Origin of the sequence: Isoptericola sp. NPDC057391 (assembly GCF_042668085.1) — a bacterium.
Taxonomy (GTDB): domain Bacteria; phylum Actinomycetota; class Actinomycetes; order Actinomycetales; family Cellulomonadaceae; genus Isoptericola.
Genome location: NZ_JBHVBO010000028.1, coordinates 13,788 through 33,440, shown reverse-complemented (window position 1 = coordinate 33,440; position 19,653 = coordinate 13,788). Strand labels below are relative to the sequence as shown.

The window sequence follows — 19,653 nt, the reverse complement described above, 5'->3', positions numbered from 1 at the left end:
GGTGCGCGGCGCCCTTGCTCGGCGCCGGGCTCGCCGGGGGGGGGGGGGGCGCCGCGGGGCTGCCGTTGCGGCTGCCCGGCGCCCGGGGGGAGCTCCCGGGGCGGGGGGCGGGGGCCCCCGCCGGGGGGGGGGGGGGGGGGCGGCCCCCCCCGCCCGGGGGTGTGGGCCGGGCCGGCCCCCGCGCCTCCCCGGGGGGCCCCCCGGGGGGGCCCCCGCCGGGGCCGGGCGCCGCGGGTCAGCGGCCGAGGGACGCCTTGTACTCCGCCCACGACAGCCCGTGCCGGTCGCGGTCGCTGACGACCGTGATCGGGGCGGGCCACGGCACGGCGAGGTCGGGGTCGTCGAAGCTGACCGTCACGTCCTCGCCGGGGCCGTAGAAGTCGTCCATGCGGTAGACGAAGTCCGTCATCGACGTGAGCGCCTGGTAGCCGTGCAGGAACCCGCGCGGGATGTACACCTGCCGGCACACCTGGTCGTCGAGGAGGAAGGTCTCCATCTGGCCGAAGGTCGGCGAGTCGGGGCGGGCGTCGACGGCGACGTCGAGCACCGCGCCGTGCGCGCAGCGCACCAGCTTGGCCTCGCCCTTGTTCGCCCGTCCGTGCAGGCCGCGCACGACGCCCTGGTAGGAGCGCGACTGGTTCTCCTGCTTGAAGCCGAAGGGGTCGATGCCGGCCTCGCGCACGACCTCGACGTCGTACGTGCGCGAGAAGTAGCCGCGCTCGTCTCGATGGGGCGTGGGCTCGAAGACGACGAGCCCGGGGATGGATGTCTCGATGATCTTCATGCGCCACACGGTAGGTCGGCCCGCCGCGCCGCGGACCGGCCGGGGCGGATGAAAAACGGCCGTGGGGCGCGTACCGACGGGTGAACTCGCCTGCGTCGTCTTCCCCCCTCCGCGCGGCGCTGCACAGACTGGCGGAGGCCAGCAGGTCGGGCCGGCACCCGAGGGCGAGGAGCGCGAGATGACTCAGGTCGTAGGCACCCCGAGGAGCGGGACGACGTCGCACGCGCCCACGCTCCCCGACGCCTCCCGGAGCTTCGCGCGGTCCGCCGCGGCGCAGCGCCGCCTGCACGAGCTGGTGCCGGGCGGGGCGCACACCTACGCCCGCGGCTCCGACCAGTACCCCGAGAACATGGCGCCCGTGCTGGTGCGGGGCGCAGGCGCCCGGGTGCAGGACGTCGACGGCAACTGGCTCGTCGAGTACGGCATGGGGTTGCGCGCGGTGACGCTGGGGCACGGCTACGAGCCGGTCGTCGACGCGGTCGCGCGGGCCGCGCGCGACGGCGTCAACTTCTCCCGGCCCACGGTCTGGGAGCTGCGCGCGGCCGAGCGGTTCTGCGCCCAGGTCGCCGGCGCCGAGATGGTGAAGTTCGCGAAGAACGGCTCCGACGTCACGACCGCGGCGGTCAAGCTCGCCCGGGTGGCGACGGGCCGCGACCTGGTCGCCGTCTGCAGCACCCAGCCGTTCTTCTCCACCGACGACTGGTTCGTCTCCACCACCGCGATGACGGCGGGGATCCCGCAGCCGCACCGCGACCTCACGGTCGGGTTCCGCTACAACGACCTCGACTCCGTGCGCGCCGTGCTGGACGCGCACCCCGGCCGCGTCGCCGCGCTGATCCTCGAGCAGGCCACGGCGACGGCCGAGCCCGCGCCCGGCTTCCTCGAGGGCCTGCGCGAGCTGGCCGACCGCGACGGGTTCGTGCTGATCTTCGACGAGATGATCACCGGGATGCGCTGGGCCACGGGCGGCGCGCAGTCGGTGTACGGCGTCGTCCCGGACCTGTCGACGTGGGGGAAGGCGCTCGGCAACGGGTTCTCGGTGTCGGCGCTCGCGGGCCGCGCGGACCTGATGGAGGTGGGCGGGCTCAACACCGACGCCTCCCGCGCGTTCCTGCTGTCCACCACGCACGGCGCCGAGACCACCGGGCTCGCGGCGTACCTCGCGGTCGCCGACGCGTACGCCGAGCGGGACGTCGTCAGCGTCATGGAGGCGCAGGGCGAGAAGCTGCGGCGCGGGGTCGAGGCGGCCGCCGCCGAGGCCGGGCTGGCGGAGCGCGTGACGGTGATGGGCCGCGCGTCGTGCCTCGTCTTCGGCACCCGCGACCACGAGGGCAACCCGTCGCAGGCGTTCCGCACGCTGTTCCTGCAGGAGCTGCTCCGGCGCGGGGTGCTGGCCCAGTCGTTCGTCATCTCGGCCGCGCACACCGACGCCGACGTCGCGGCGACGGTCGAGGCCGTGCGCGGCGCGCTCACCGTCTACGCGCGGGCGGTCGACGCCGGCACCACCGACGGCCTGCTGCGCGGGCGGCCCGTGGCACCGGCGATGCGCGAGCACGCGGCGCCGCGGCGGCTCCCGGACGGGCCGGGCGACGACGTCGAGGGGAAGACAGGCGAACAGGCCGGCGCACGGGCCGGGCGAGAGTCCACGGAGGTCGGGTCATGAAGGTCGTGCTCTTCTGCGGCGGTCTGGGCATGCGCATGCGCTCGGGCCCGGAGTCGCTGCCCAAGCCGATGACGTCGATCGGCTCCCGCCCCGTCCTGTGGCACATCATGAAGTACTACGCGCACTTCGGGCACACGGAGTTCGTCCTGTGCCTGGGGTACGGCGCGAACGCCGTCAAGGACTACTTCCTCCACTACTCGGAGACCCACTCCAACGACTTCGTCCTCACCAAGGGCGGCGAGCAGGTCGAGCTGCTGTCGACGGACATCAGCGAGTGGCGCATCACGTTCGTCGACACGGGGATGGACACGGCGATCGGCGAGCGCCTGCGGCGCGTGCGCGGGTTCCTGGAGGACGACGAGGTCTTCCTCGCCAACTACGGCGACGTGCTCACGGACGCCCCGATGAACGACTTCATCGACGGCTTCCTGCGCACCGACGCGGTCGGCAGCCTCATGGCAGTGCCGCCCCAGGACTCGTTCCACGTGGTGCGCTACGACCCCGACGGGAGGATGCGCGACCTCGAGCCCGTGGCCGACATGAGCATGTGCATCAACGGGGGCTACTTCGTCCTGCGCCAGGGGATCTTCGACTACCTGGACGAGGGCGACGACCTCGTCATGGACGGCTGCGTCCGCGCGGCGCGGGACGGCAGGTTCCGCGTCCACCCGTACTCGGGGTTCTGGGCGCCGATGGACACGCTCAAGGAGCGCGCCGCGCTCGAGGAGCGGAACAGGACGGGCGACCGGCCGTGGGCGGTCTGGGAGAACCGCGCGCCGAGCGCCGTGCCGGCGCCGGCGCTCGCGGTGCCCGTGGCGCTGGAGCGCGTCCATGCGACCACCTGAGGGCCGCACGACGTCCCGCGGCGGCGCCCGGCCGCTGCGGGTCGGCCTCCTCGGCCAGTTCGGGTACCGCAACTTCGGCAACGAGGCGTCGCTCGACGCCGTGCTCGACCTCCTGCGCCGGTCCGGCGGGCCCGCCGTCGAGCCCGTGGTCCTCACCGACGCGCCCGACCGGGTGCGGGCGGAGCGGGAGGTCCTGGCCGAGGCGGCCTCCGACCGGGACGCCGTGCGGACCGGCTGGCGGCGCGCGGCGGCCAAGCTGGCGGACGTCCCGTACGCCTGGCGGGTCGTGGGCGGGCTCGACGCCGTGGTCGTGCCGGGGACGGGGATCCTCGAGGGGCACGCGACGTCCCCGTTCGGCCCGCCGTTCCAGCTCGCCCTGTACGGCGTGGTGGCCCGGGTGCGGCGGCGGCCCTACCTGGTGCTGTCGGTCGGCTCGGACCGCCTCGGGGGCCGCGCCTTCCGGCTCATGCAGCGGACCGTGGCGCGCACGGCGACCTACCTGAGCGTCCGCGACGCCGGGTCGGCCGACGCCGTCGCGGCCGGCTCGCGCCGCCCGCCGGTGGTGCCCGACGTCGTGCTGGGGCTCCCGCTGCCCCCCGCCGCCGCGCCGTCGCCCGGTGCCCGCCCCCTCGTCGCCGTGGGCGTCGTGCGGTACGACTGGTACGCGCCGGCCGCCGACCGCGACCGGTACGCGGCACGCACCGCCCACCTCGTCCGGGAGCTGGCCGACGGCGGGGCGGACGTCCTGCTCGTCGTGGGGGACGACGCCGACGGTTCGACCGCCCGGGACGTGGCGGGGCGCGTCGACGACCCGGACCACGTGCAGGTCGCCACCGTCGGCTCGGTCGCCGAGCTCGAGCACCGCCTCGCCGGCTGCAGCGCCGTCGTCGCGGCCCGCTATCACAACCTCGTGGCCGCGCTCCGTGCCCGCGTCCCGGTCGTCTCGCTGGGCTACGGGCCCAAGCAGCGGTGGCTCGTGGAGAGGTTCGGCGACCCGGGGCGGGCGCACGACGTCGACCGGTTCGACCCTCAGGTCGTGGCCCGCCAGGTGCTGGCCGCCGCCGCGGACGTCGACGGCGACCGGGCGCGCACCGCGCGGGCGCTGGCCCAGGCGCGGGACGCGCTGGCCGCCCAGGAGCGGCGGGTGGCCGCGCTGCTGGGGCTCGCCGGCCCCGCCGGGCCCGCCCCCGAGGCGGAGCCCGTCCTCGCGGAGGTGTCGGAATGATCCCGCTGCGCCCGGACCTGGGCCCCGACGCCGGCGAGCCGCGGGTCGTGTGCCTCGCGGCCCACCCGGACGACGTCGAGATCGCCTGCGGCGGGACGCTGCTCGCGCTGGCGGAGCGCCCGGGCGCCACGGCCGACTTCCTCACGCTCACCGGCGACCCCCTGCGCGAGGCGGAGGCGGCCGACGCCGCGAAGGCGTTCGTCCCGGCCGCCTCGTCCGTGTTCGCGGGGCTGCCCGACGGGCGGCTCCCGGAGCACTGGGGCGCGGCGAAGCGGGCGCTCCACGAGCACGCCGAGCGCCACCCCGCGCCGCACGTGGTCCTCGCCCCGCGGCCCGACGACGCCCACCAGGACCACCGGCTGGTCGGCGAGCTGGCGGGCACCGTGTGGCGGGACGCGCTCGTGCTGCACTACGAGATCCCGAAGTGGGACGGCGACATGGGGCGCCCCGCCGCCTACGTGCCCGTCCCGGAGGAGCTGGCGCGGCGCAAGGTCGAGCTGCTCGACCGGCACTACCCGTCCCAGCGCGGCCACGACTGGTGGGACCCGGAGGTCTTCCTCGGCCTGATGCGGCTGCGCGGCATGGAGTGCCGGGAGAGGTACGCGGAGGCGTACGCGGTGCGGAAGGCCGTGGTCCGGTGGTGACGGCGACCGTGGGCGTCCCGGTGCGCAACGGGGAGGAGTTCCTCGAGCGCACGCTGAGGGCCCTGCAGGAGCAGGACCTGACCGACATCGAGGTGGTCGTCGCGGACAACGCGTCCACCGACCGCACCCGGAAGATCGCGGAGGCGGTGGCCGAGGAGGACCCGCGGTTCACCTACCTCGGCGCCGCCACGAACGGCGGCATCCCCTGGAACTGGAACCGGACGCTCGCCGCCGCCCGCGCGCCGTACTTCATGTGGAACTCCGCCGACGACACGGCCCGCCCGCACCACCTGGCGGCCTGCGTCGACGCGCTGGAGTCGCACCCGGCGGCGACGGCCGCGTTCTCCCGCGTGCTGTGGTGCGACCCGGACGACCGGGTGGTGGACGCGATGAACGACGAGGGGCTCGACTTCCTGTCGATCGGGCCCGCCGACCGCGTCGGCCTGTTCTTCCGCCGGGGGGTGTGGCAGGTCGTCGGCTGGGGCGGCGTCTTCCGCACGGCGGCGCTGCGCGCGCAGGGCGGGCTGCCCGACTACTGGGGCGGCGACTTCGCGCTCGCCGTCGCGATGGCGATGCGGGCGCCGTGGGTGCAGGTGCCGGAGGTCGGGTACCTCGCGCGCCGGCACCCGGGGCAGATGACGAACCTCCAGGCCTCCGACCCGGTCGACCAGACGAGGGCCTACCGGCCCGGCTTCCGCCGCCCGGTGGCCTTCCCCCAGTGGTACATGAACGCCCGCCTGCTGGCGGAGGCGGTCCGCGCCCCGGCGCCCGCACGCGAGCGGGCCCGGGCGGCCGTCGCGGTCGTCCGGCACTGGACGCTGCCCGATGCGCGCACCCTCGGCAGCGACGTCAAGCGGAGCCTGATCAGGGTCGCGCGGGGGATGCCGCCGCGCAGGACGGGCCACGATGCGACGCCCGCCTGACCGGTCGCGGCGCCGGTCGCGCGGGCTTGTGGGGGCCGCGCTGGCCGTGGTCCTCGTCGCCCTGGCCGCGTGGGCGGTGCTGCGCACCACCGGCCCCGCGTCGTGGGAGGAGGAGGCGCCCGCGGCGGACGCCCCGCGCCGCGAGCTCACGGCGACCCGGGGCGCCGTCACCGCCGCCGGCGACCCCCAGTGGATCACCGGGATCTCCGCCGACGGCCGCACGTTCGTCGACCAGGACGGCGACCCGGTCCTCGTGCGCGGCGACGCGCCCTGGTCGCTGCTGGCCGACCTGCGCCCCGACGAGGCCGAGACCTACCTGACGGCCCGGTCCGGGCAGGGCTTCAACGCGATGCTCGTCTCGCTGGTCGGCGCGGTCGCGAACGGCGCGCCGTCCGACGACGGGGCGACGGTCGACGGGCTGCTGCCGTTCGTGGACGGCGACGTGCTGCGCTGGCAGCAGGCGTACTTCGACCGGGCCCACGAGACGCTGCGGCGCGCGGGCGAGCTGGGGATCACGACGATGCTGTACCCCGTCGACTCGTGGACGCTGGACCACACCTTCGCGGGGGTGTCGCCGGAGACGTGCCGCGAGTTCGGGGCGATGACCGCCCGCTGGGCCGCCGACCTGCCCGTCCTGTGGATGACCGGGGGCGACTACTCCCGCTCCCCGGAGGACGACGCGTGCTTCGAGGCGCTGGCTGAGGGCATCCGCTCCACCGGCGACGACCGGCCGTTCGCCCTCCAGCTGTTGAACGTGTCGTCCACCGCCGCCGACGACCACTGGCGCGACCGCGTCGACTGGAGCTTCGTGTACACCTACGCGCCGACCCCGATGGCGGTCCGCGAGGCGTACGACGCGACACCCGCCCGGCCGGCACTGCTGGGCGAGGCGAACTACGAGGGCGAGAACAACACGGGCGGTCCGACGACGACCACCGAGACCCTGCGTCGCCAGGTGCTCTGGGCGGTCACGAGCGGCTCGCCCGGGGACGTGTTCGGGACGGACGACTGGGAGTTCCACGACGGGTGGGAGGGGCGCCTGGAGTCGGAGGGGGCCGAGCAGGTGTCCCGGATCCGGGACCTGGTCGCGTCCCTGCCGTGGTGGACGCTCCGGCCCGACGACGCGCTCCTCACGGCCGGGACCGGGTCGGCGGAGCCCGGCCAGGACGTGCTCGACGCGGACCTCGCGACGGCGGCGGTCACCCCGGACGGCGGTCTCGCGCTCGTCTACGTGCCCTCCGAGCGCACGGTCTCCCTGGACCTGTCGCTGCTCGACCCGGCGGCGGAGGCCGTGTGGGTCGACCCGTCGACGGGCGCGACGACGGCCGTCGGGCCGGCGTCGGAGCTGCCGGAGGAGCTGGCCACGCCGGGAGAGAACGCGGCGGGCGGGGGCGACTGGCTGCTCGTGCTCGGCACCGACCTGCCCTTCTGAGCCGACGTCGCCGTCGTCGCCGTTGACGTCGCCGTCGCGGAGCGGGCGGCGACCCGCGTCACGGCCTCGGGCTGCCCACCGTGCAGGACGACCTCGGCCAGGCCGAGGAGGTTGCCCCGCAGGCGCCCCGCGCGGTCGGGACGGCCGCGGTCGGCCAGGTGCAGGACGTTCGCGCCGAGGGCGTGGGTCCAGTCGTTCAGCAGCCCGCGACCGGTCTTCGTGCCCTTGCGCCAGAGGTAGAACGGGTTCACGACCTGGGCGAAGCCGAAGGTGCGGCCGTCGACCCGCCCGCCGCCGACGGCCAGGTGGACGGCCACGCAGCCGTGGTAGTGCACCACCCGCCCGTGGCGGCCGCAGCGCACGGAGAAGTCGGTGTCCTCCTGCCACGCGTACTCGCGCAGCCGCTCGTCGAAGGGCTCCGCCAGGGCCACGTCGCCCCGCACCGTCATGTTGCACCCGTACGCCGCCCGCACGTCGCGCACGAACGCCGTGCCCCGGGCGCCGGCCAGGATCGCGCGGGCGCGGTCGCGAGGGATCTCGCCCCGGGAGGCGGCGCCGTCGGCCGCGACGAGGCCGGTCATGAGCGCGACGTCGGGGTGGTCGGCCATGAACGCCCGCATGCGCGCGAAGTAGTCGGGCGCGAGCTCGGCGTCGTCGTCGACGAACGTCACGAGACCGGGGGCCGGCACGAGGCTGCGCACCCCGACGTTCCGCTGCACCGACGACCCGCGCGGGGACCGGACGACGCGCACCGCCGGGCCCCAGCCGGCGTCCGCCGGCAGGTCGGTGTCCGCCACCACGCTGACCACCACCACGTCCGCGGGCACCGTCTGCCGCGACAGCGCCTCGACCGTGGCCGCGAGCACCTCCGGCCGCCGCACGCTGCAGATCACCACGGCGTGCACGACCGCCCCGTCGGTCCCGAGGTCGTCGGTGAGGTCGTGACTGCCGAGAACGTCGTCCCTGTCGAGCACGGCGCGCCCTCCTGTCCGTGGGGTCCGCGTGCGGTGCTGCCCGCCAGGCTAGGCACGGGCGCGGCGGTGGCGGCCCGCCGGCCCCGGGTGAAACCCGCGCCACCGCGGCTGAAAACTGCCCCGACCCCTCGGAACGGCGCCGCCGGGCGGCGACGATGGCGACTGTGACGCACACCGACGGGCTCTCGCGCGGCGAGCTCCAGGACAAGGCGATCCAGGGCGCGCTCTGGACCCTCGTCCACGTCGTCGTGTCCCTGCCGCTCGCGTTCGCGGTCAACATCGTCATCGCCCGCACGCTGGGCGTGGTCGACTACGGCCGGCTCGCCTACCTGGGCACCGTGATGCTGCTGGTCGCCACGGTCGTCGACCTCGGTGTGGTGAGCGGGGTCGTCCAGTTCGGCTCCAAGTCCCACGCCGCCGGGCGGTCCGCGGAGGTCACCCGCCTCCTCAGCGCGTCCAAGGGGTACCGCACGGTCGTCGGGATGCCCCTGATCGCGGTGGCCGTGCTGGTGCTCGTCGACGTCGACCCCGGGCTGATGGCGGTCGCCATCGCGTTCGGGGTCGTCCTCCCGTGCGTGCTCGGCGGGGCCGGCGAGGCGTTGGGCATCGAGAGCAAGACGGCCAAGAACGCGCAGGCCGCGATGATCGTCAACCTCGTCACCCAGGTGCTGGTGGTGGTCGTCGCGACCACGGTGGGCACGGCCGACTCGATCTGGGTGGTGCGGCTCGTCACCGGGGGGCTCGGTGTGCTGCTGTTCCTCGTCTTCGTCTCGCGGACGTACCGGCGCGCCCTGATGCGACCACGCCTCCGCGGGTTTCCCCCGGGCTTCTGGAGGTTCGCGCTCCCCGCAGGGGCGGCCAGCATGGTGGCGGCGTTCGTGCTGTCCCGCAGCGAGGTGCTCGTGCTCACGTGGATGTCCCAGGTGCACGCCGCCGGGGTGTTCGCGCTCGCCATCGGGCTGGCGTCCCACCTCTTCGCCCCCGCGCAGTCGCTCGTCGGCCCGCTGGTGCCGGCGATCTCCGGGCTGCACGAGGTGGACGGGGACGCCGTCGGGCGTGCGCTCGGCCGGACGCTGCGGGCGTCGTCGACCGTCATGGCGGCGATCGTCGCCGCGGCGATGCCGGCGTTCGCCTTCGTGGTCCCGCTGATCTACGGCGACGAGTTCTCCGACGTCCCCGAGGTGCTGCTCGCCCTCGGGGTCGCGGGCGGGCTCCTCGTGATCGCGGAACCGATCAAGGCGTTCGTCGCCGCCCGGCTCAAGGGCATGTGGCTGCTCTGGCTGAACCTCACCACCCTGGCCGTGAGCGTGGGGCTCATGGTGCTCCTCATCCCGCACCTCGGCGTCTGGGGCGCGGTGATCAGCAACCTCGGCTCTGCGGTCGTCCTCGTCTCCCTCCTGATCGTCACCGAGGTGCGGGCGGTGGGCACCGGGACCTGGCGGGCCCTGGGGGACGTCTCGTCGTACTTCGTCGGCGTGCTCGCCTGCCTCGTCGCGTGGTGGGGCACGGGGCGGCTCGACCTGCCCGCCGTGTGGTCGGCCCTCGTGGCGGGCGTCGTCGGCCTCGGCCTCGTGGTGGGGGTGATGCGGCTGACCCGCCGCGGGCTGACCCCGCAGGACGCCGTGGCCGTGCAGCGGTCGCTCCCCGGGCGGGTGCGCACGCTCCTGCGCGGCCCGCTCCGGCTCGTGACGACGGGCCGCGACGTCGAGCAGCCGGCACCCGCGCGCGGGGCGGCGCCGGTCGACGCCTTCCCGGGGGTGGGGGCACCGTGACCGCGCGGGTCGCACTCCTGGGCGAGGCGGGCATCGCCAACGTCGGCAACGACGCGTCGGTGGCCCAGGTGATCCGGCTGCTCGAGGAGCGGGACGTGGACGTCCGGGTGACGCTCGTGGGACGGGAGCCGGCCGCGGCGCGGGCGGCGCTCGGGCGCCCGGCGCTCGCCGCGCGCGCCCGCTGGGCGTACCGGGGGCCGCTGCACGCCTCGGTCCCGGCCCAGGGCCTCCGGGCGTGCCTGGACCTGGCCCACCTGGTGCGGCTGGTGCGCCGCTTCGACGCGGTCGTCGTCCCCGGCACGGGGGCGCTCGAGGTGGGCCGGGGCGGGCCCCCGGGCGGGCAGATCCTCTCGATCCTGCTCACCGGCGTGGCGTGCCGGCTCACGCGGACGCCGTTCGTGTGGCTGGCGGTCGGCGGCAGCAGGTACTCGCGCCGGGTCACCCGGGCGGCGGTCCGCGCCGCCGCCGCGACGGCGACGATCCGCTCCTACCGCGACCCCGTCACGCTCGAGGCGGTGCGTGCGTGCGGGACCGACACGTCGCGCGACGTGCTCATGGACGACATCGTGACGGCGCGGTCCGACGTGCTGGGGGGCGCGGCGGACGGTGGGGCCGAGGGTGGGGCGGGCGTCGTCGTGCTGAGCCTCGTCGACGTGCCGTCCGCCACCGGCGAGTCCGGCGCGACGGCGGCCGAGCGCCGCCGGTACCAGCACGAGATGTCCCGCGTGCTCGGGGCCCTCCTCGACCGGGGGACTCCGGTGCGTGTCGTCGTCTCCGACGCGGCGGACGTCCCGGTGGCACGCCGCGTCGTCGACGCCGTCGCGCAGGACGGCGGTCGCCCGAGGGTGCAGGTGCGCGTGCCCCGCGACTTCGACGAGCTGTCGGGCGACGTCGCCGACGCCCGGGCCGTGGTGGGCAGCCGGTTCCACGTCCTCGTCGCCGCGGCGCTGCGCCGGGTCCCGTTCGTGACCGTCGAGCACGCGGACAAGGTGCGGGTGCTGTCGGACGACGCGGGGGTCGGCTCCTACCGGGTGGACGCCCACGCGTTCGGGGCCGACGAGCTGCTCGAGTCGCTCGACGCGCTGCTCGGCAAGCGCGAGGCCCTGGCACGCGACCTGGACGCCTGGGCGGTGGACGCGCACCGGCGGACCCGGTCCGGCTACGACGAGGTCCTCGCCCGGCTGCGTGAGAAAGGGGTGGTCGTATGACAGGAAGGTCCGGCGCGGCGCCACGGCTGACGATCGGGGTCCCCGTGTTCGACGGGGAGCGCTACCTCGACCAGGCCCTGCGGTCCGTCGCGGAGCAGACCGACGGCGACTTCGAGGTGGTCGTCGCCGACAACGCGTCCATGGACGCCACCGAGGAGATCGCGCGGGAGTGGGTGGCGCGGGACGCCCGGTTCAGCTACCACCGGCACGAGACGAACGTCGGCGGGGCGGTGAACTCGAACTTCCTCCTGGACCGGTGCCGGACCCCGTGGTTCAAGTGGGCGTACCACGACGACCTCTGCGACCCCCGGCTCGTGGAACGCTCGTTCGCCGCCCTCGACGACGCCCCTCCGGGGACGGTGCTGGCGTATCCCCGCGTCCGCCTCGTCGACGCGGACGGGGCGGTGGTCGGGCAGCACGCGGACGCGGACCTGCGGCTGGACGGCCCGGCGCCCCACGACCGTCTCCGGGTCCTGCTCGCGCGCGTCGTGACGCAGACGCAGTTCGGGATCATGGACACGGCCGTGGCGCGGGCGGCGGGCGGCGTGGTCGTCTCGCCGGCCGGCGAGATGCTCTTCCCGGCCGCGCTCGCGCTGCGCGGGAGGCTGGTGCTGGTGCCCGGCGAGCCGCTGCTGTCGATCCGGTCGCACGCGGACCGGCACGGGGGGTCGCGGGAGTCCGAGATGGCCTGGGTGGACCCGTCCCGGCCGCGGACCGCGTTCCCGTACTCGCGGTCCACGCCGATGCTGCTCGGCATCGTCACGCGGTCGCCGGTGCCGCTGGGCGAGAAGGCGCGGAGCGCGGCCGTCGTCCTGCGGTGGTGGACCGTCCCGAGCGCCCGCACGATCGCGGGCGACGTCGTCCGGCTGCCCTCCGACCTCGGGCTGCTCCGCCGGTGAAGGAGGTCCAGACGATGGAGGCCAGGGCGGTCGCGTTCTACCTGCCGCAGTTCCATCCCGTCCCGGAGAACGACGCGTGGTGGGGTCCGGGGTTCACCGAGTGGACCAACGTGGCACGGGCGCGCCGCCTCTACCCGGGGCACCGGCAGCCGCTGGTCCCCGCCGACCTCGGCTTCTACGACCTGCGGCTGCCCGAGGCGCGGGCCGCGCAGTCGGAGCTGGCGCACCAGTACGGCGTCGAGGCGTTCGCCTACTGGCACTACTGGTTCGGCCACGGGCGGCGCATCCTGGAGCGGCCGTTCGCCGAGGTGCTGGCCTCCGGCGCGCCCGACGTGTCGTTCTGCCTGGCGTGGGCCAACCAGACGTGGAGCGGCATCTGGCACGGCGAGGCCGACCGCGTCCTGGTGCAACAGCACTACCCGGGCACAGAGGACCACACCGCCCACTTCGAGGCCGTGCTGCCCGCCTTCCGGGACCCCCGCTACCTGCGCGTGGGCGGCCGGCCCGTGTTCTACGTGTTCCGGCCCGAGGAGCTGCCGGACGCCGCGGGCTTCGTCGACCTCTGGCAGTCGCTGGCGCGGCGGGCCGGCCTCGAGGGCCTCTACCTCGTGGCGGAGATGAGCGACCTGCTCGGCGGCGGGCCCCGGTACGACCGGGTCAAGGAGGACGGGTTCGACGCCGGGGTGTACATGCGGATGCCGGCCGGGACGTCGCGGACGGAGCTGTTGCGGATGCGCGCCCTGCGCCGGCTGGCGGGCGGGCCCGAGGTGTTCCCCTACTCCACGGACTGGGCGGGGCAGAACCGCACCGGCGACCTGGTCCAGCCGTGCGTCTACCCCAACTGGGACAACACGCCCCGCTCCGGCCGTGGGGGCGTGGTGCTGCACGGCGCGACGCCGGAGAAGTTCGGCGAGAACGTGCGGCAGGCGGTGGCGTCGATCGCGCACCGGCCGGCCGACGAGCGGCTGCTGTGGGTCAAGTCGTGGAACGAGTGGGCAGAGGGCAACCACCTCGAGCCCGACCTGCGGCACGGCCGCGGCTGGCTCGAGGCGCTGCGGGACGGCCTGCGATGACCAGGGGCGCGGGACCGGGCCCCGCCGCGCGACCGCTGCGGATCGCGATCGTCTCCTACTACCTGCCCAGCACCAGCAAGCAGGGGATCGGCTACCAGGTGCACGAGCTCGCGACCGAGCTCGCGCGGCGCGGCCACGACGTCACGGTCCTCAGCGACTGCCCGCCGGTCGACGGGGCCGTGTACGGGCACCGGCACGTGCGCATGACGGGCTCGCTGCGCACGTTCCGGTTCGCGCTCGCGCTGCGCCGCGTCGACCTCTCGTCCTTCGACGTGCTGCACGCCTGGGGCGACGACTACTGGCTGTGGCGACGCCGCGTGCCGCGGCACGTGCGCACGCTCGCCGGGTCGTGCTTCGAGGAGGCGCGCACGATCAAGGGCGTCAAGGAGAAGGCGCGGATGGTGCTCCTCGGGCTGTCCGAGGTGCTCGCGTCGCTGGTCGCGGACCACACGGTCGTCATCTCGCCCGAGACGCGCCGCTGGTACCCGTGGGTGCGCGACGTCGTCCCCTGCGGCACGGACGTCCGCCGGTTCCGTCCCGACGCGGCGCAGCGGGCGGACCACCCCGTGGTGCTCTTCGTCGGATACTGGCACGGGCGCAAGCGCGGCGCGGAGCTGGCCCGGCAGTTCCAGGAGACGGTGCTGCCGAAGCACCCCGACGCCGAGCTCTGGATGGTCAGCCGGGACGTGCCCGACGACGCCGGGCCGGGTGTCCGCGCGCTCGGGAGGCTGTCCGACGACGAGCTGGCGCGCGCCTTCCAGCAGGCGTGGGCGTTCTGCCTGCCCAGCGACTACGAGGGCTTCGGCATCCCCTACGTCGAGGCGATGGCGTCCGGGCTGCCCGTCGTCAGCACGCCCAACCCCGGCGCGCTGTACGTGACCGACGGCGGCCGCGCCGCCGTCGTGGCGCCCCTGGACGGCGTCGGGGCGGCGCTCGCCGAGCTCCTCACCGACGACGCGCGCCGGGACGCCCTCGCGCGCACCGCCCTCGAGCGCGTCCAGCAGTTCACGCTCGCCTCCGTCGTCGACCGCTACGAGGCGCTGTACCGCGGCTGAGCCTCGTCGACCCACGACGGGCGCACCGCGCCGGCCGCCGACGTCACGACGCCGACGAGGAGCACCGAGCCGAGCACGTCGGCCGGCCGGTGCGCGAAGGAGAGCACGTTCACCAGGCAGGCGACGACGACGACCGCCAGGGCGGCCTCCCGGACCACGACGCGCCCGTGCACGCCCCGGTACGGCCACAGCACGACGACCGCGACGGCCAGGGCCGTCGTCACCGTGACGTGCGTGCTGGGGAACGTGTTGTGCGCGTACGCGTAGTCCGCGTCGTGGAACGGGCGGAGCAGGACCACGTCGCGGAGCACCAGGCTCAGCACCGCCGAGCACAACGTGACGGCGGCCGTCGCCACGGCCGCGGACCAGCGACCCCTGCAGCACGCGACGACGCCGACGGCGACCGCGACGAGGGCGGCGCACCCGACGAGCGCGCCACGGACGACGTCCGCCACCGCGGGGTCGACCAGGCCCGCGCCCATCAGCAGGCCGAAGAGCTGCGCGTCGGCGCTCTGCCCCCACGGCGTCACGACGGCGGCTGCGTACAGCGCGACGAAGCACGCCGCCAGGACGGCGGCGCGCCACGCATGCTCCCGGCGTCCGGCGAGCGCGGGCCACGACATGCTCCCGATGCTTCTCGTCCGGCTCGCTCCCGTCGAGAGATCGGTGCGGATGAAATCTGGTGGGAATGGTGTTCCGGGCACTCGCAGATTCACCCTGCGAGGCCCCTGGTTCACCCGACGGGGAAGGTCGACCGGCGGCCATTCCTGGCTAGCGTGGTGGCGTCCCCGGAACGGGGGGTGCCGCCGGGGGACGGCGCTGACTCGGCGCACAGAAACGGTGAGCGAAATGCCTCGAGCACTGATTACCGGAATCACCGGTCAGGACGGCCTGTACCTTTCCGAGCTCTTGCTCTCGAAAGGCTATGAGGTCTGGGGCCTGATCCGTGGGCAGAACAACCCGAAGCTCGACCTCGTGCGCCGCACCGTGCCGGACGTGCGGCTCGTCACGGGGGACCTGACCGACCTCTCGTCGCTGCTGCGGGCGCTGGAGGCGGCGCGGCCCGAGGAGGTCTACAACCTCGGCGCGATCTCCTACGTCGCCTACTCGTGGGAGAACGCCACGCTCACCAGCGAGGTGACCGGCAAGGGCGTGCTCAACATGCTCGAGGCGGTGCGGCTGCACGCGGGCGACGACCCGGGCGCCGTGCGCTTCTACCAGGCGTCGAGTTCGGAGATGTTCGGCAAGGTGCAGGAGGTGCCGCAGCGCGAGTCGACCCTGCTGTGGCCCCGGTCGCCCTACGGCGTCGCGAAGGTGTTCGGGCACTACATGACCATCAACTACCGCGAGTCGTACGGGCTGCACGCCTCCAGCGGCATCCTGTTCAACCACGAGTCGCCGCGGCGAGGGCCGGAGTTCGTGACCCGCAAGGTGTCGCGGGCGGTGGCGCGGATCAAGCTCGGCCTGCAGGACTCGCTCACCCTGGGCAACCTGGACGCGCGCCGCGACTGGGGGTTCGCCGGCGACTACGTCGACGCGATGTGGCGGATGCTCCAGCAGCCCCAGGCCGACGACTACGTGGTCGCGACCGGCCGGACCCACTCCATCCGCGACCTCCTCGACGCGGCGTTCGGGTGCGTGGGCGTCGAGGACTGGAGCGGGTACGTCACGCAGGACCCGCGCTTCATGCGGCCGGCGGAGGTCGACCTCCTCATCGGGGACCCGTCGAAGGCCCGGGACGTGCTGGGCTGGGAGCCGCGCGTCGACTTCGAGCGGCTGGTCGCGATGATGGTCGAGAACGACCTGGACGAGCAGGCGGAGCTGGCCGGGATGCGCCCGTGACGGTCGCCCTCGTCACCGGCGTCGCGGGCCAGGACGGGTCGTACCTCGCCGAACGGCTCGCCGCCGAGGGGACGCTGGTGCACGGGCTCGTGCGCGCCGGCGAGCGCCCCGTCGGGCTGCCCGGCGAGGTCCGCCTCCACCGGGGCGACCTGCGCGACGCCGAGGGCCTCGCGGAGCTCGTGCGCCGCACGCGGCCCGACGAGATCTACAACCTGGGCGGGGTCAGCTCGGTCGCCTACTCGTGGCGGCACCCCGTCGAGACCGGCGCCGTCTCGGGGCTCGGCGCCGTGGCCCTCTACGACGCCGCGTGGCGCCTGCAGGAGGACGAGGGGCGGGCCGTCCGGGTGCTGCAGGCGTCGAGCGCGGAGATCTTCGGCACGCCCGACCGCGCGCCGCAGGACGAGGCCACGACGGTACGGCCGACGTCGCCCTACGGCGCCGCCAAGGCGTACGCCCACCAGATGGCCGCGGTGTACCGGGCGCGCGGGCTCGGGGTCTCGACGTGCGTGCTCTACAACCACGAGTCGCCGCGCCGCCCGGAGACGTTCGTGACCCGCAAGATCACCGCGGGCGCCGCCCGGATCGCGCACCGCGGCTCCGGCACCCTGGCGCTCGGCAACCTCGACGCGCGCCGCGACTGGGGGTGGGCCCCCGACTACGTCGACGCGATGGTGCGTGCCGCCCGGCACCCGGTCGCGGACGACTTCGTCGTGGCGTCCGGGGCCACCCGGTCGGTGGCCGACTTCGCGGCCGCCGCCTTCGCCGCGGCCGGCGTCGACGACTGGGAGCCGCACGTCACGGTCGACCCGCGCCTCGTCCGCCCGGCCGACCCGGGGGAGCAGGTGGGGGACGCCCGCCGGGCCCGCGCGGTGCTGGGGTGGGGCGGCACGCTCGCGTTCGAGGAGATCGTCGGCCGCATGGTGCGCCACGACCTGGCCCGCCTCACGGGCTGAGCGCGCTCAGCCCTCGACCGCTCAGCCCTCGACGAGGAGCCCGCGGTCGCGCAGCGCGTCCACGAAGGCCTCGGCGTCCCGCCGTGCGACGTCGGCGGTGATGCCGTACTCGGCGACGAGCGCGTCCGCGACGTCGCCGGTGGTGCGGTCCTCCTGCAGCAGCTTCGCCGCGAACGCGCCGGAGCCGTTCGTCGTGAGATAGGTGGACGAGGCGAGGTCGAGGATGACCAGCTCGCCGTCGATCTCCTGCCAGGTGACGCCGTCCTCACGCAGTCGCATCTCGTGCCTTCCGCCGAGGGCACCAGGGCCCGCCCGTGATTGATGACGACGAATCGCCGGTCGGAGACGACGATATGCCGCACCGGCGCTCCGGTATCGAATAGGGACGCCTTTTCACCCGCCATTTCCGCCCCGTCGGATGAAAGCGCGCGACGGCTCGGGTGATATCCGTTCCAGGTGCTTGACCGGGCAGTGCCCTCGGCGCGACGTTGAGCCCGTCCTGCACGAACGACGAGAGGGGAGTGCTCCATGTACGAGGCACCGCGCATCATCGAGGTCGGCTCGGTCAAGGACGTCACTCTGGAGCAGCAGTTCGCCATCGACTACGACGGCGACCTGTTCCACAAGGGCAAGGCGTCCTGAGCTCGACCGTGGGACACGGTGCCGGTCGTTCCGACGTCGGGGCGGCCGGCACCACCCTTTCCGGCGGAACCCCCTGCGCACAGGATCGACGATGACCTACTACCGACCGACGGCGTTCGAGGCCGCGGCGTGCTGGCTGCCGGGTCTCGTCCCTGCCGCCCCCGCGCCCGCGACCGGCGACGACCCGGTCGGTTCGATCAAGGACGCCGTGCGCCGTGCCGCCGGCGGCAGGCCCGTGGCCGTCACCTTCTCGGGCGGGCGGGACTCGTCCGCGGTGCTCGCCGTCGCGACGGCCGTCGCCCGTGAGGACGGCGCCCCCGACCCCGTCCCCGTGACCTTCCGCTACCCGGGGGTCACGGAGGCGGACGAGTCGGCCTGGCAGGAGGCCGTCGTGCATCACCTGGGGCTCACGACGTGGCGTCGGATCGTCGTCGACGACGAGAACGACCTTCTCGGCGAGGGCGCACGGGAGAGCCTGCTGCGCCGCGGGCTGCTGTTCCCGGCGACCATGCACGTCAAGGACGCGATGCTGCGCGAGCTGGAGGGGCACGCGGTGCTCACGGGCGAGGGCGGCGACGAGGTGTTCGGCGACCGGCGCTCCCGGGCGCTGCTCCAGGTCGTGGCCGGGCGGGCGAGCGCCGGCACCCCCCGCCGGGCGGCGCTCGCGTCGCTGCTGCCCGTCGCCTCCCGCCGCCGGCGGGAGCGCGCCGTCACGGGGCGCGGCCTGCGGGCCCTCACCTGGCTGTCGCACGGGGCGACCGAGCGCCTCGCCGACGAGATCGCGCGCGACGCGGCCGCCGAACCCCTGTCGTTCCCGCGCGGGCTGCGCTGGCTCCTGCGGCGGCGCGCGAGCCGCGTCTTCCTGGACACGTTCGGGCAGGTGGCGGCCGAGCACGACGTCGCGCTCGCCCACCCGCTCCTGGACGACGGCTTCCTGGGTGCGGTCGGCAGGCGGTACCCGTGGGGTTTCACCGACCGCACCGCGGGCATGCGCGCCGTCTTCGGCACCCTGCTCCCGGACGCCGTGTGCGCGCGGTCGAGCAAGGCGTCCTTCAACCGCGCCTACCTGGGAGCCGCGACCCGCGACTTCGCCTCCCGGTGGGACGGGGCCGGGGTCGACCCGGCCCTCGTCGACGTCGACGGGCTCCGCGCCGCCTGGCTGTCGGGCTTCCCGCCCGGGCCGACGAGCCTGCTGCTGCAGCAGGCGTGGCTGGCGTCCGTCGGGGCGGAGGTGGCCCCGTGACCGTGCCCGCGCCCCTTCCGGCGTCCCTGTCCGCTTCCGTGGCCGCGACGCTCCGCCGGGGGCGCGCCGTCCCGCTGGCGCTCCGGTTCCTCGGGGCCCTGCTGCTGCTGGAGACCCGGCTGCGGCGGTGGGACGTGGCGCGGGTCGCCCGGCGCTACGGCCTCGCGCTGCTGGCGTCGCCCGAGGCGTCCGCCGGCGCCCTGGACCCGCGCACGCTGGACGACGCCGAGGCCCGCGAGCTCCGCGTGCTGCGGCGGGTGCTGCGCCTGCCCGGCGTGAACGGCACGTGCCTGCGCTCGGCGATCCTGGCGGGCCGCGTGCTGCGCGGCCGGCACCCCGCCCTCGTCCTGGGCGTCGCCAAGTCCGGCGGCGTGGTGCGGGCGCACGCCTGGCTGCGCATCGACGGCCAGGACCTCGACCTGGACCGCGGCGCCGGCTTCCGGCCGCTCGTGGTCCCGACCCCCGGAGCGTGACCG

Annotated in this window: 19 protein-coding genes and 1 pseudogene; 16 read left to right on the top strand and 4 right to left on the bottom strand. The window is 75.2% G+C overall.

Going from position 1 to position 19,653, the window contains the following annotated elements:
• Positions 1-235 precede the first annotated feature (235 nt).
• The gene (rfbC, locus tag ACFUVW_RS06410) at positions 236-784 is read right to left on the bottom strand and encodes a dTDP-4-dehydrorhamnose 3,5-epimerase (RefSeq protein WP_430570516.1); all 549 of its coding nucleotides are present in this window, start codon (positions 782-784) and stop codon (positions 236-238) included.
• A 178-nt stretch (positions 785-962) separates the two neighbouring features.
• Between rfbC and ACFUVW_RS06405 the strand changes: the two genes are divergently transcribed.
• The 6 genes from ACFUVW_RS06405 to ACFUVW_RS06380 are packed head-to-tail and all read left to right on the top strand — an operon-like array spanning position 963 to position 7,516.
• On the top strand, positions 963-2,447 hold the full coding sequence (locus ACFUVW_RS06405) for a glutamate-1-semialdehyde 2,1-aminomutase (RefSeq protein WP_430570515.1): 1,485 nt from the start codon (positions 963-965) through the stop codon (positions 2,445-2,447).
• Entirely contained in the window at positions 2,444-3,292 is an 849-nt protein-coding gene (locus ACFUVW_RS06400) for a glucose-1-phosphate cytidylyltransferase (protein ID WP_430570514.1), read from the top strand. The genes ACFUVW_RS06405 and ACFUVW_RS06400 overlap by 4 nt, the downstream gene beginning before the upstream one ends.
• Entirely contained in the window at positions 3,279-4,517 is a 1,239-nt protein-coding gene (locus tag ACFUVW_RS06395; protein ID WP_430570513.1) for a polysaccharide pyruvyl transferase family protein, read from the top strand. The genes ACFUVW_RS06400 and ACFUVW_RS06395 overlap by 14 nt, the downstream gene beginning before the upstream one ends.
• Positions 4,514-5,161 (top strand): PIG-L deacetylase family protein, encoded by a 648-nt coding sequence (locus ACFUVW_RS06390; protein WP_430570512.1) that lies wholly within the window; start codon positions 4,514-4,516, stop codon positions 5,159-5,161. The genes ACFUVW_RS06395 and ACFUVW_RS06390 overlap by 4 nt, the downstream gene beginning before the upstream one ends.
• Positions 5,158-6,084, top strand: coding sequence for a glycosyltransferase family 2 protein (locus ACFUVW_RS06385; RefSeq protein WP_430570511.1), 927 nt, complete (start codon positions 5,158-5,160; stop codon positions 6,082-6,084). The genes ACFUVW_RS06390 and ACFUVW_RS06385 overlap by 4 nt, the downstream gene beginning before the upstream one ends.
• Positions 6,068-7,516: a DUF4038 domain-containing protein gene (locus tag ACFUVW_RS06380; RefSeq protein WP_430570510.1), complete on the top strand. Its 1,449-nt coding sequence runs from the start codon at positions 6,068-6,070 to the stop codon at positions 7,514-7,516. Before ACFUVW_RS06385 ends, ACFUVW_RS06380 begins: the two co-directional genes overlap by 17 nt.
• Positions 7,517-7,845: 329 nt before the next feature.
• Here ACFUVW_RS06380 and ACFUVW_RS06375 read toward each other — a convergent pair.
• Positions 7,846-8,409, bottom strand: a pseudogene (locus tag ACFUVW_RS06375) (glycosyltransferase family 2 protein); the annotation flags it as partial.
• 245 nt (positions 8,410-8,654) lie between these two features.
• Between ACFUVW_RS06375 and ACFUVW_RS06370 the strand changes: the two are divergent.
• From ACFUVW_RS06370 to ACFUVW_RS06350, 5 genes are read left to right on the top strand one after another with little or no spacing between them, the layout of a single operon-like run.
• Positions 8,655-10,262: a lipopolysaccharide biosynthesis protein gene (locus ACFUVW_RS06370; RefSeq protein ID WP_430570509.1), complete on the top strand. Its 1,608-nt coding sequence runs from the start codon at positions 8,655-8,657 to the stop codon at positions 10,260-10,262.
• Positions 10,259-11,470, top strand: a complete 1,212-nt coding sequence (locus ACFUVW_RS06365) for a polysaccharide pyruvyl transferase family protein (RefSeq protein ID WP_430570508.1) — start codon at positions 10,259-10,261, stop codon at positions 11,468-11,470. Before ACFUVW_RS06370 ends, ACFUVW_RS06365 begins: the two co-directional genes overlap by 4 nt.
• Positions 11,467-12,369 (top strand): glycosyltransferase family 2 protein, encoded by a 903-nt coding sequence (locus tag ACFUVW_RS06360; protein ID WP_430570507.1) that lies wholly within the window; start codon positions 11,467-11,469, stop codon positions 12,367-12,369. Before ACFUVW_RS06365 ends, ACFUVW_RS06360 begins: the two co-directional genes overlap by 4 nt.
• A gap of 14 nt (positions 12,370-12,383) precedes the next feature.
• The gene (locus ACFUVW_RS06355; protein WP_430570506.1) at positions 12,384-13,442 is read left to right on the top strand and encodes a glycoside hydrolase family 99-like domain-containing protein; all 1,059 of its coding nucleotides are present in this window, start codon (positions 12,384-12,386) and stop codon (positions 13,440-13,442) included.
• Positions 13,439-14,497, top strand: a complete 1,059-nt coding sequence (locus tag ACFUVW_RS06350) for a glycosyltransferase family 4 protein (protein WP_430570505.1) — start codon at positions 13,439-13,441, stop codon at positions 14,495-14,497. The genes ACFUVW_RS06355 and ACFUVW_RS06350 overlap by 4 nt, the downstream gene beginning before the upstream one ends.
• On the opposite strand, the gene ACFUVW_RS06345 is transcribed toward ACFUVW_RS06350, so the two are convergent.
• Complete coding sequence (locus tag ACFUVW_RS06345; protein WP_430570504.1) at positions 14,473-15,120, bottom strand: hypothetical protein; 648 nt, start codon at positions 15,118-15,120, stop codon at positions 14,473-14,475. The two genes, ACFUVW_RS06350 and ACFUVW_RS06345, sit on opposite strands and share 25 nt — an antisense overlap.
• A gap of 226 nt (positions 15,121-15,346) precedes the next feature.
• On the opposite strand from ACFUVW_RS06345, the gene ACFUVW_RS06340 reads away from it, so the two are divergent.
• On the top strand, positions 15,347-16,339 hold the full coding sequence (locus tag ACFUVW_RS06340) for a GDP-mannose 4,6-dehydratase (RefSeq protein ID WP_430570503.1): 993 nt from the start codon (positions 15,347-15,349) through the stop codon (positions 16,337-16,339).
• A complete protein-coding gene (locus tag ACFUVW_RS06335; RefSeq protein WP_430570502.1) occupies positions 16,336-17,292 on the top strand; it encodes a GDP-mannose 4,6-dehydratase in 957 nt (318 codons plus the stop codon). Before ACFUVW_RS06340 ends, ACFUVW_RS06335 begins: the two co-directional genes overlap by 4 nt.
• A gap of 21 nt (positions 17,293-17,313) precedes the next feature.
• Here the strand turns inward: ACFUVW_RS06335 and ACFUVW_RS06330 are convergent, their stop codons facing one another.
• Positions 17,314-17,571, bottom strand: a complete 258-nt coding sequence (locus tag ACFUVW_RS06330; protein WP_430570501.1) for a PqqD family protein — start codon at positions 17,569-17,571, stop codon at positions 17,314-17,316.
• 249 nt (positions 17,572-17,820) lie between these two features.
• On the opposite strand from ACFUVW_RS06330, the gene ACFUVW_RS06325 reads away from it, so the two are divergent.
• The 3 genes from ACFUVW_RS06325 to ACFUVW_RS06315 all read left to right on the top strand — a co-directional run bounded on the left by ACFUVW_RS06325 (position 17,821) and on the right by ACFUVW_RS06315 (position 19,650).
• On the top strand, positions 17,821-17,934 hold the full coding sequence (locus ACFUVW_RS06325) for a lasso RiPP family leader peptide-containing protein (protein ID WP_430570500.1): 114 nt from the start codon (positions 17,821-17,823) through the stop codon (positions 17,932-17,934).
• Positions 17,935-18,025: 91 nt separating this feature from the next.
• Positions 18,026-19,177, top strand: coding sequence for an asparagine synthase-related protein (locus ACFUVW_RS06320; RefSeq protein ID WP_430570499.1), 1,152 nt, complete (start codon positions 18,026-18,028; stop codon positions 19,175-19,177).
• Positions 19,174-19,650, top strand: a complete 477-nt coding sequence (locus ACFUVW_RS06315; RefSeq protein ID WP_430570498.1) for a lasso peptide biosynthesis B2 protein — start codon at positions 19,174-19,176, stop codon at positions 19,648-19,650. Before ACFUVW_RS06320 ends, ACFUVW_RS06315 begins: the two co-directional genes overlap by 4 nt.
• The last annotated feature ends 3 nt before the right edge of the window (positions 19,651-19,653 follow it).

Coding starts and splice junctions, on each gene's coding strand:
- rfbC (WP_430570516.1), bottom strand. CDS start 784: ATGAAGATCATCGAGACATCCATCCCCGGGCTCGTCGTCTTCGAGCCC.
- ACFUVW_RS06405 (WP_430570515.1), top strand. CDS start 963: ATGACTCAGGTCGTAGGCACCCCGAGGAGCGGGACGACGTCGCACGCG.
- ACFUVW_RS06400 (WP_430570514.1), top strand. CDS start 2,444: ATGAAGGTCGTGCTCTTCTGCGGCGGTCTGGGCATGCGCATGCGCTCG.
- ACFUVW_RS06395 (WP_430570513.1), top strand. CDS start 3,279: ATGCGACCACCTGAGGGCCGCACGACGTCCCGCGGCGGCGCCCGGCCG.
- ACFUVW_RS06390 (WP_430570512.1), top strand. CDS start 4,514: ATGATCCCGCTGCGCCCGGACCTGGGCCCCGACGCCGGCGAGCCGCGG.
- ACFUVW_RS06380 (WP_430570510.1), top strand. CDS start 6,068: ATGCGACGCCCGCCTGACCGGTCGCGGCGCCGGTCGCGCGGGCTTGTG.
- ACFUVW_RS06360 (WP_430570507.1), top strand. CDS start 11,467: ATGACAGGAAGGTCCGGCGCGGCGCCACGGCTGACGATCGGGGTCCCC.
- ACFUVW_RS06355 (WP_430570506.1), top strand. CDS start 12,384: ATGGAGGCCAGGGCGGTCGCGTTCTACCTGCCGCAGTTCCATCCCGTC.
- ACFUVW_RS06350 (WP_430570505.1), top strand. CDS start 13,439: ATGACCAGGGGCGCGGGACCGGGCCCCGCCGCGCGACCGCTGCGGATC.
- ACFUVW_RS06345 (WP_430570504.1), bottom strand. CDS start 15,120: ATGTCGTGGCCCGCGCTCGCCGGACGCCGGGAGCATGCGTGGCGCGCC.
- ACFUVW_RS06340 (WP_430570503.1), top strand. CDS start 15,347: ATGCCTCGAGCACTGATTACCGGAATCACCGGTCAGGACGGCCTGTAC.
- ACFUVW_RS06330 (WP_430570501.1), bottom strand. CDS start 17,571: ATGCGACTGCGTGAGGACGGCGTCACCTGGCAGGAGATCGACGGCGAG.
- ACFUVW_RS06325 (WP_430570500.1), top strand. CDS start 17,821: ATGTACGAGGCACCGCGCATCATCGAGGTCGGCTCGGTCAAGGACGTC.
- ACFUVW_RS06320 (WP_430570499.1), top strand. CDS start 18,026: ATGACCTACTACCGACCGACGGCGTTCGAGGCCGCGGCGTGCTGGCTG.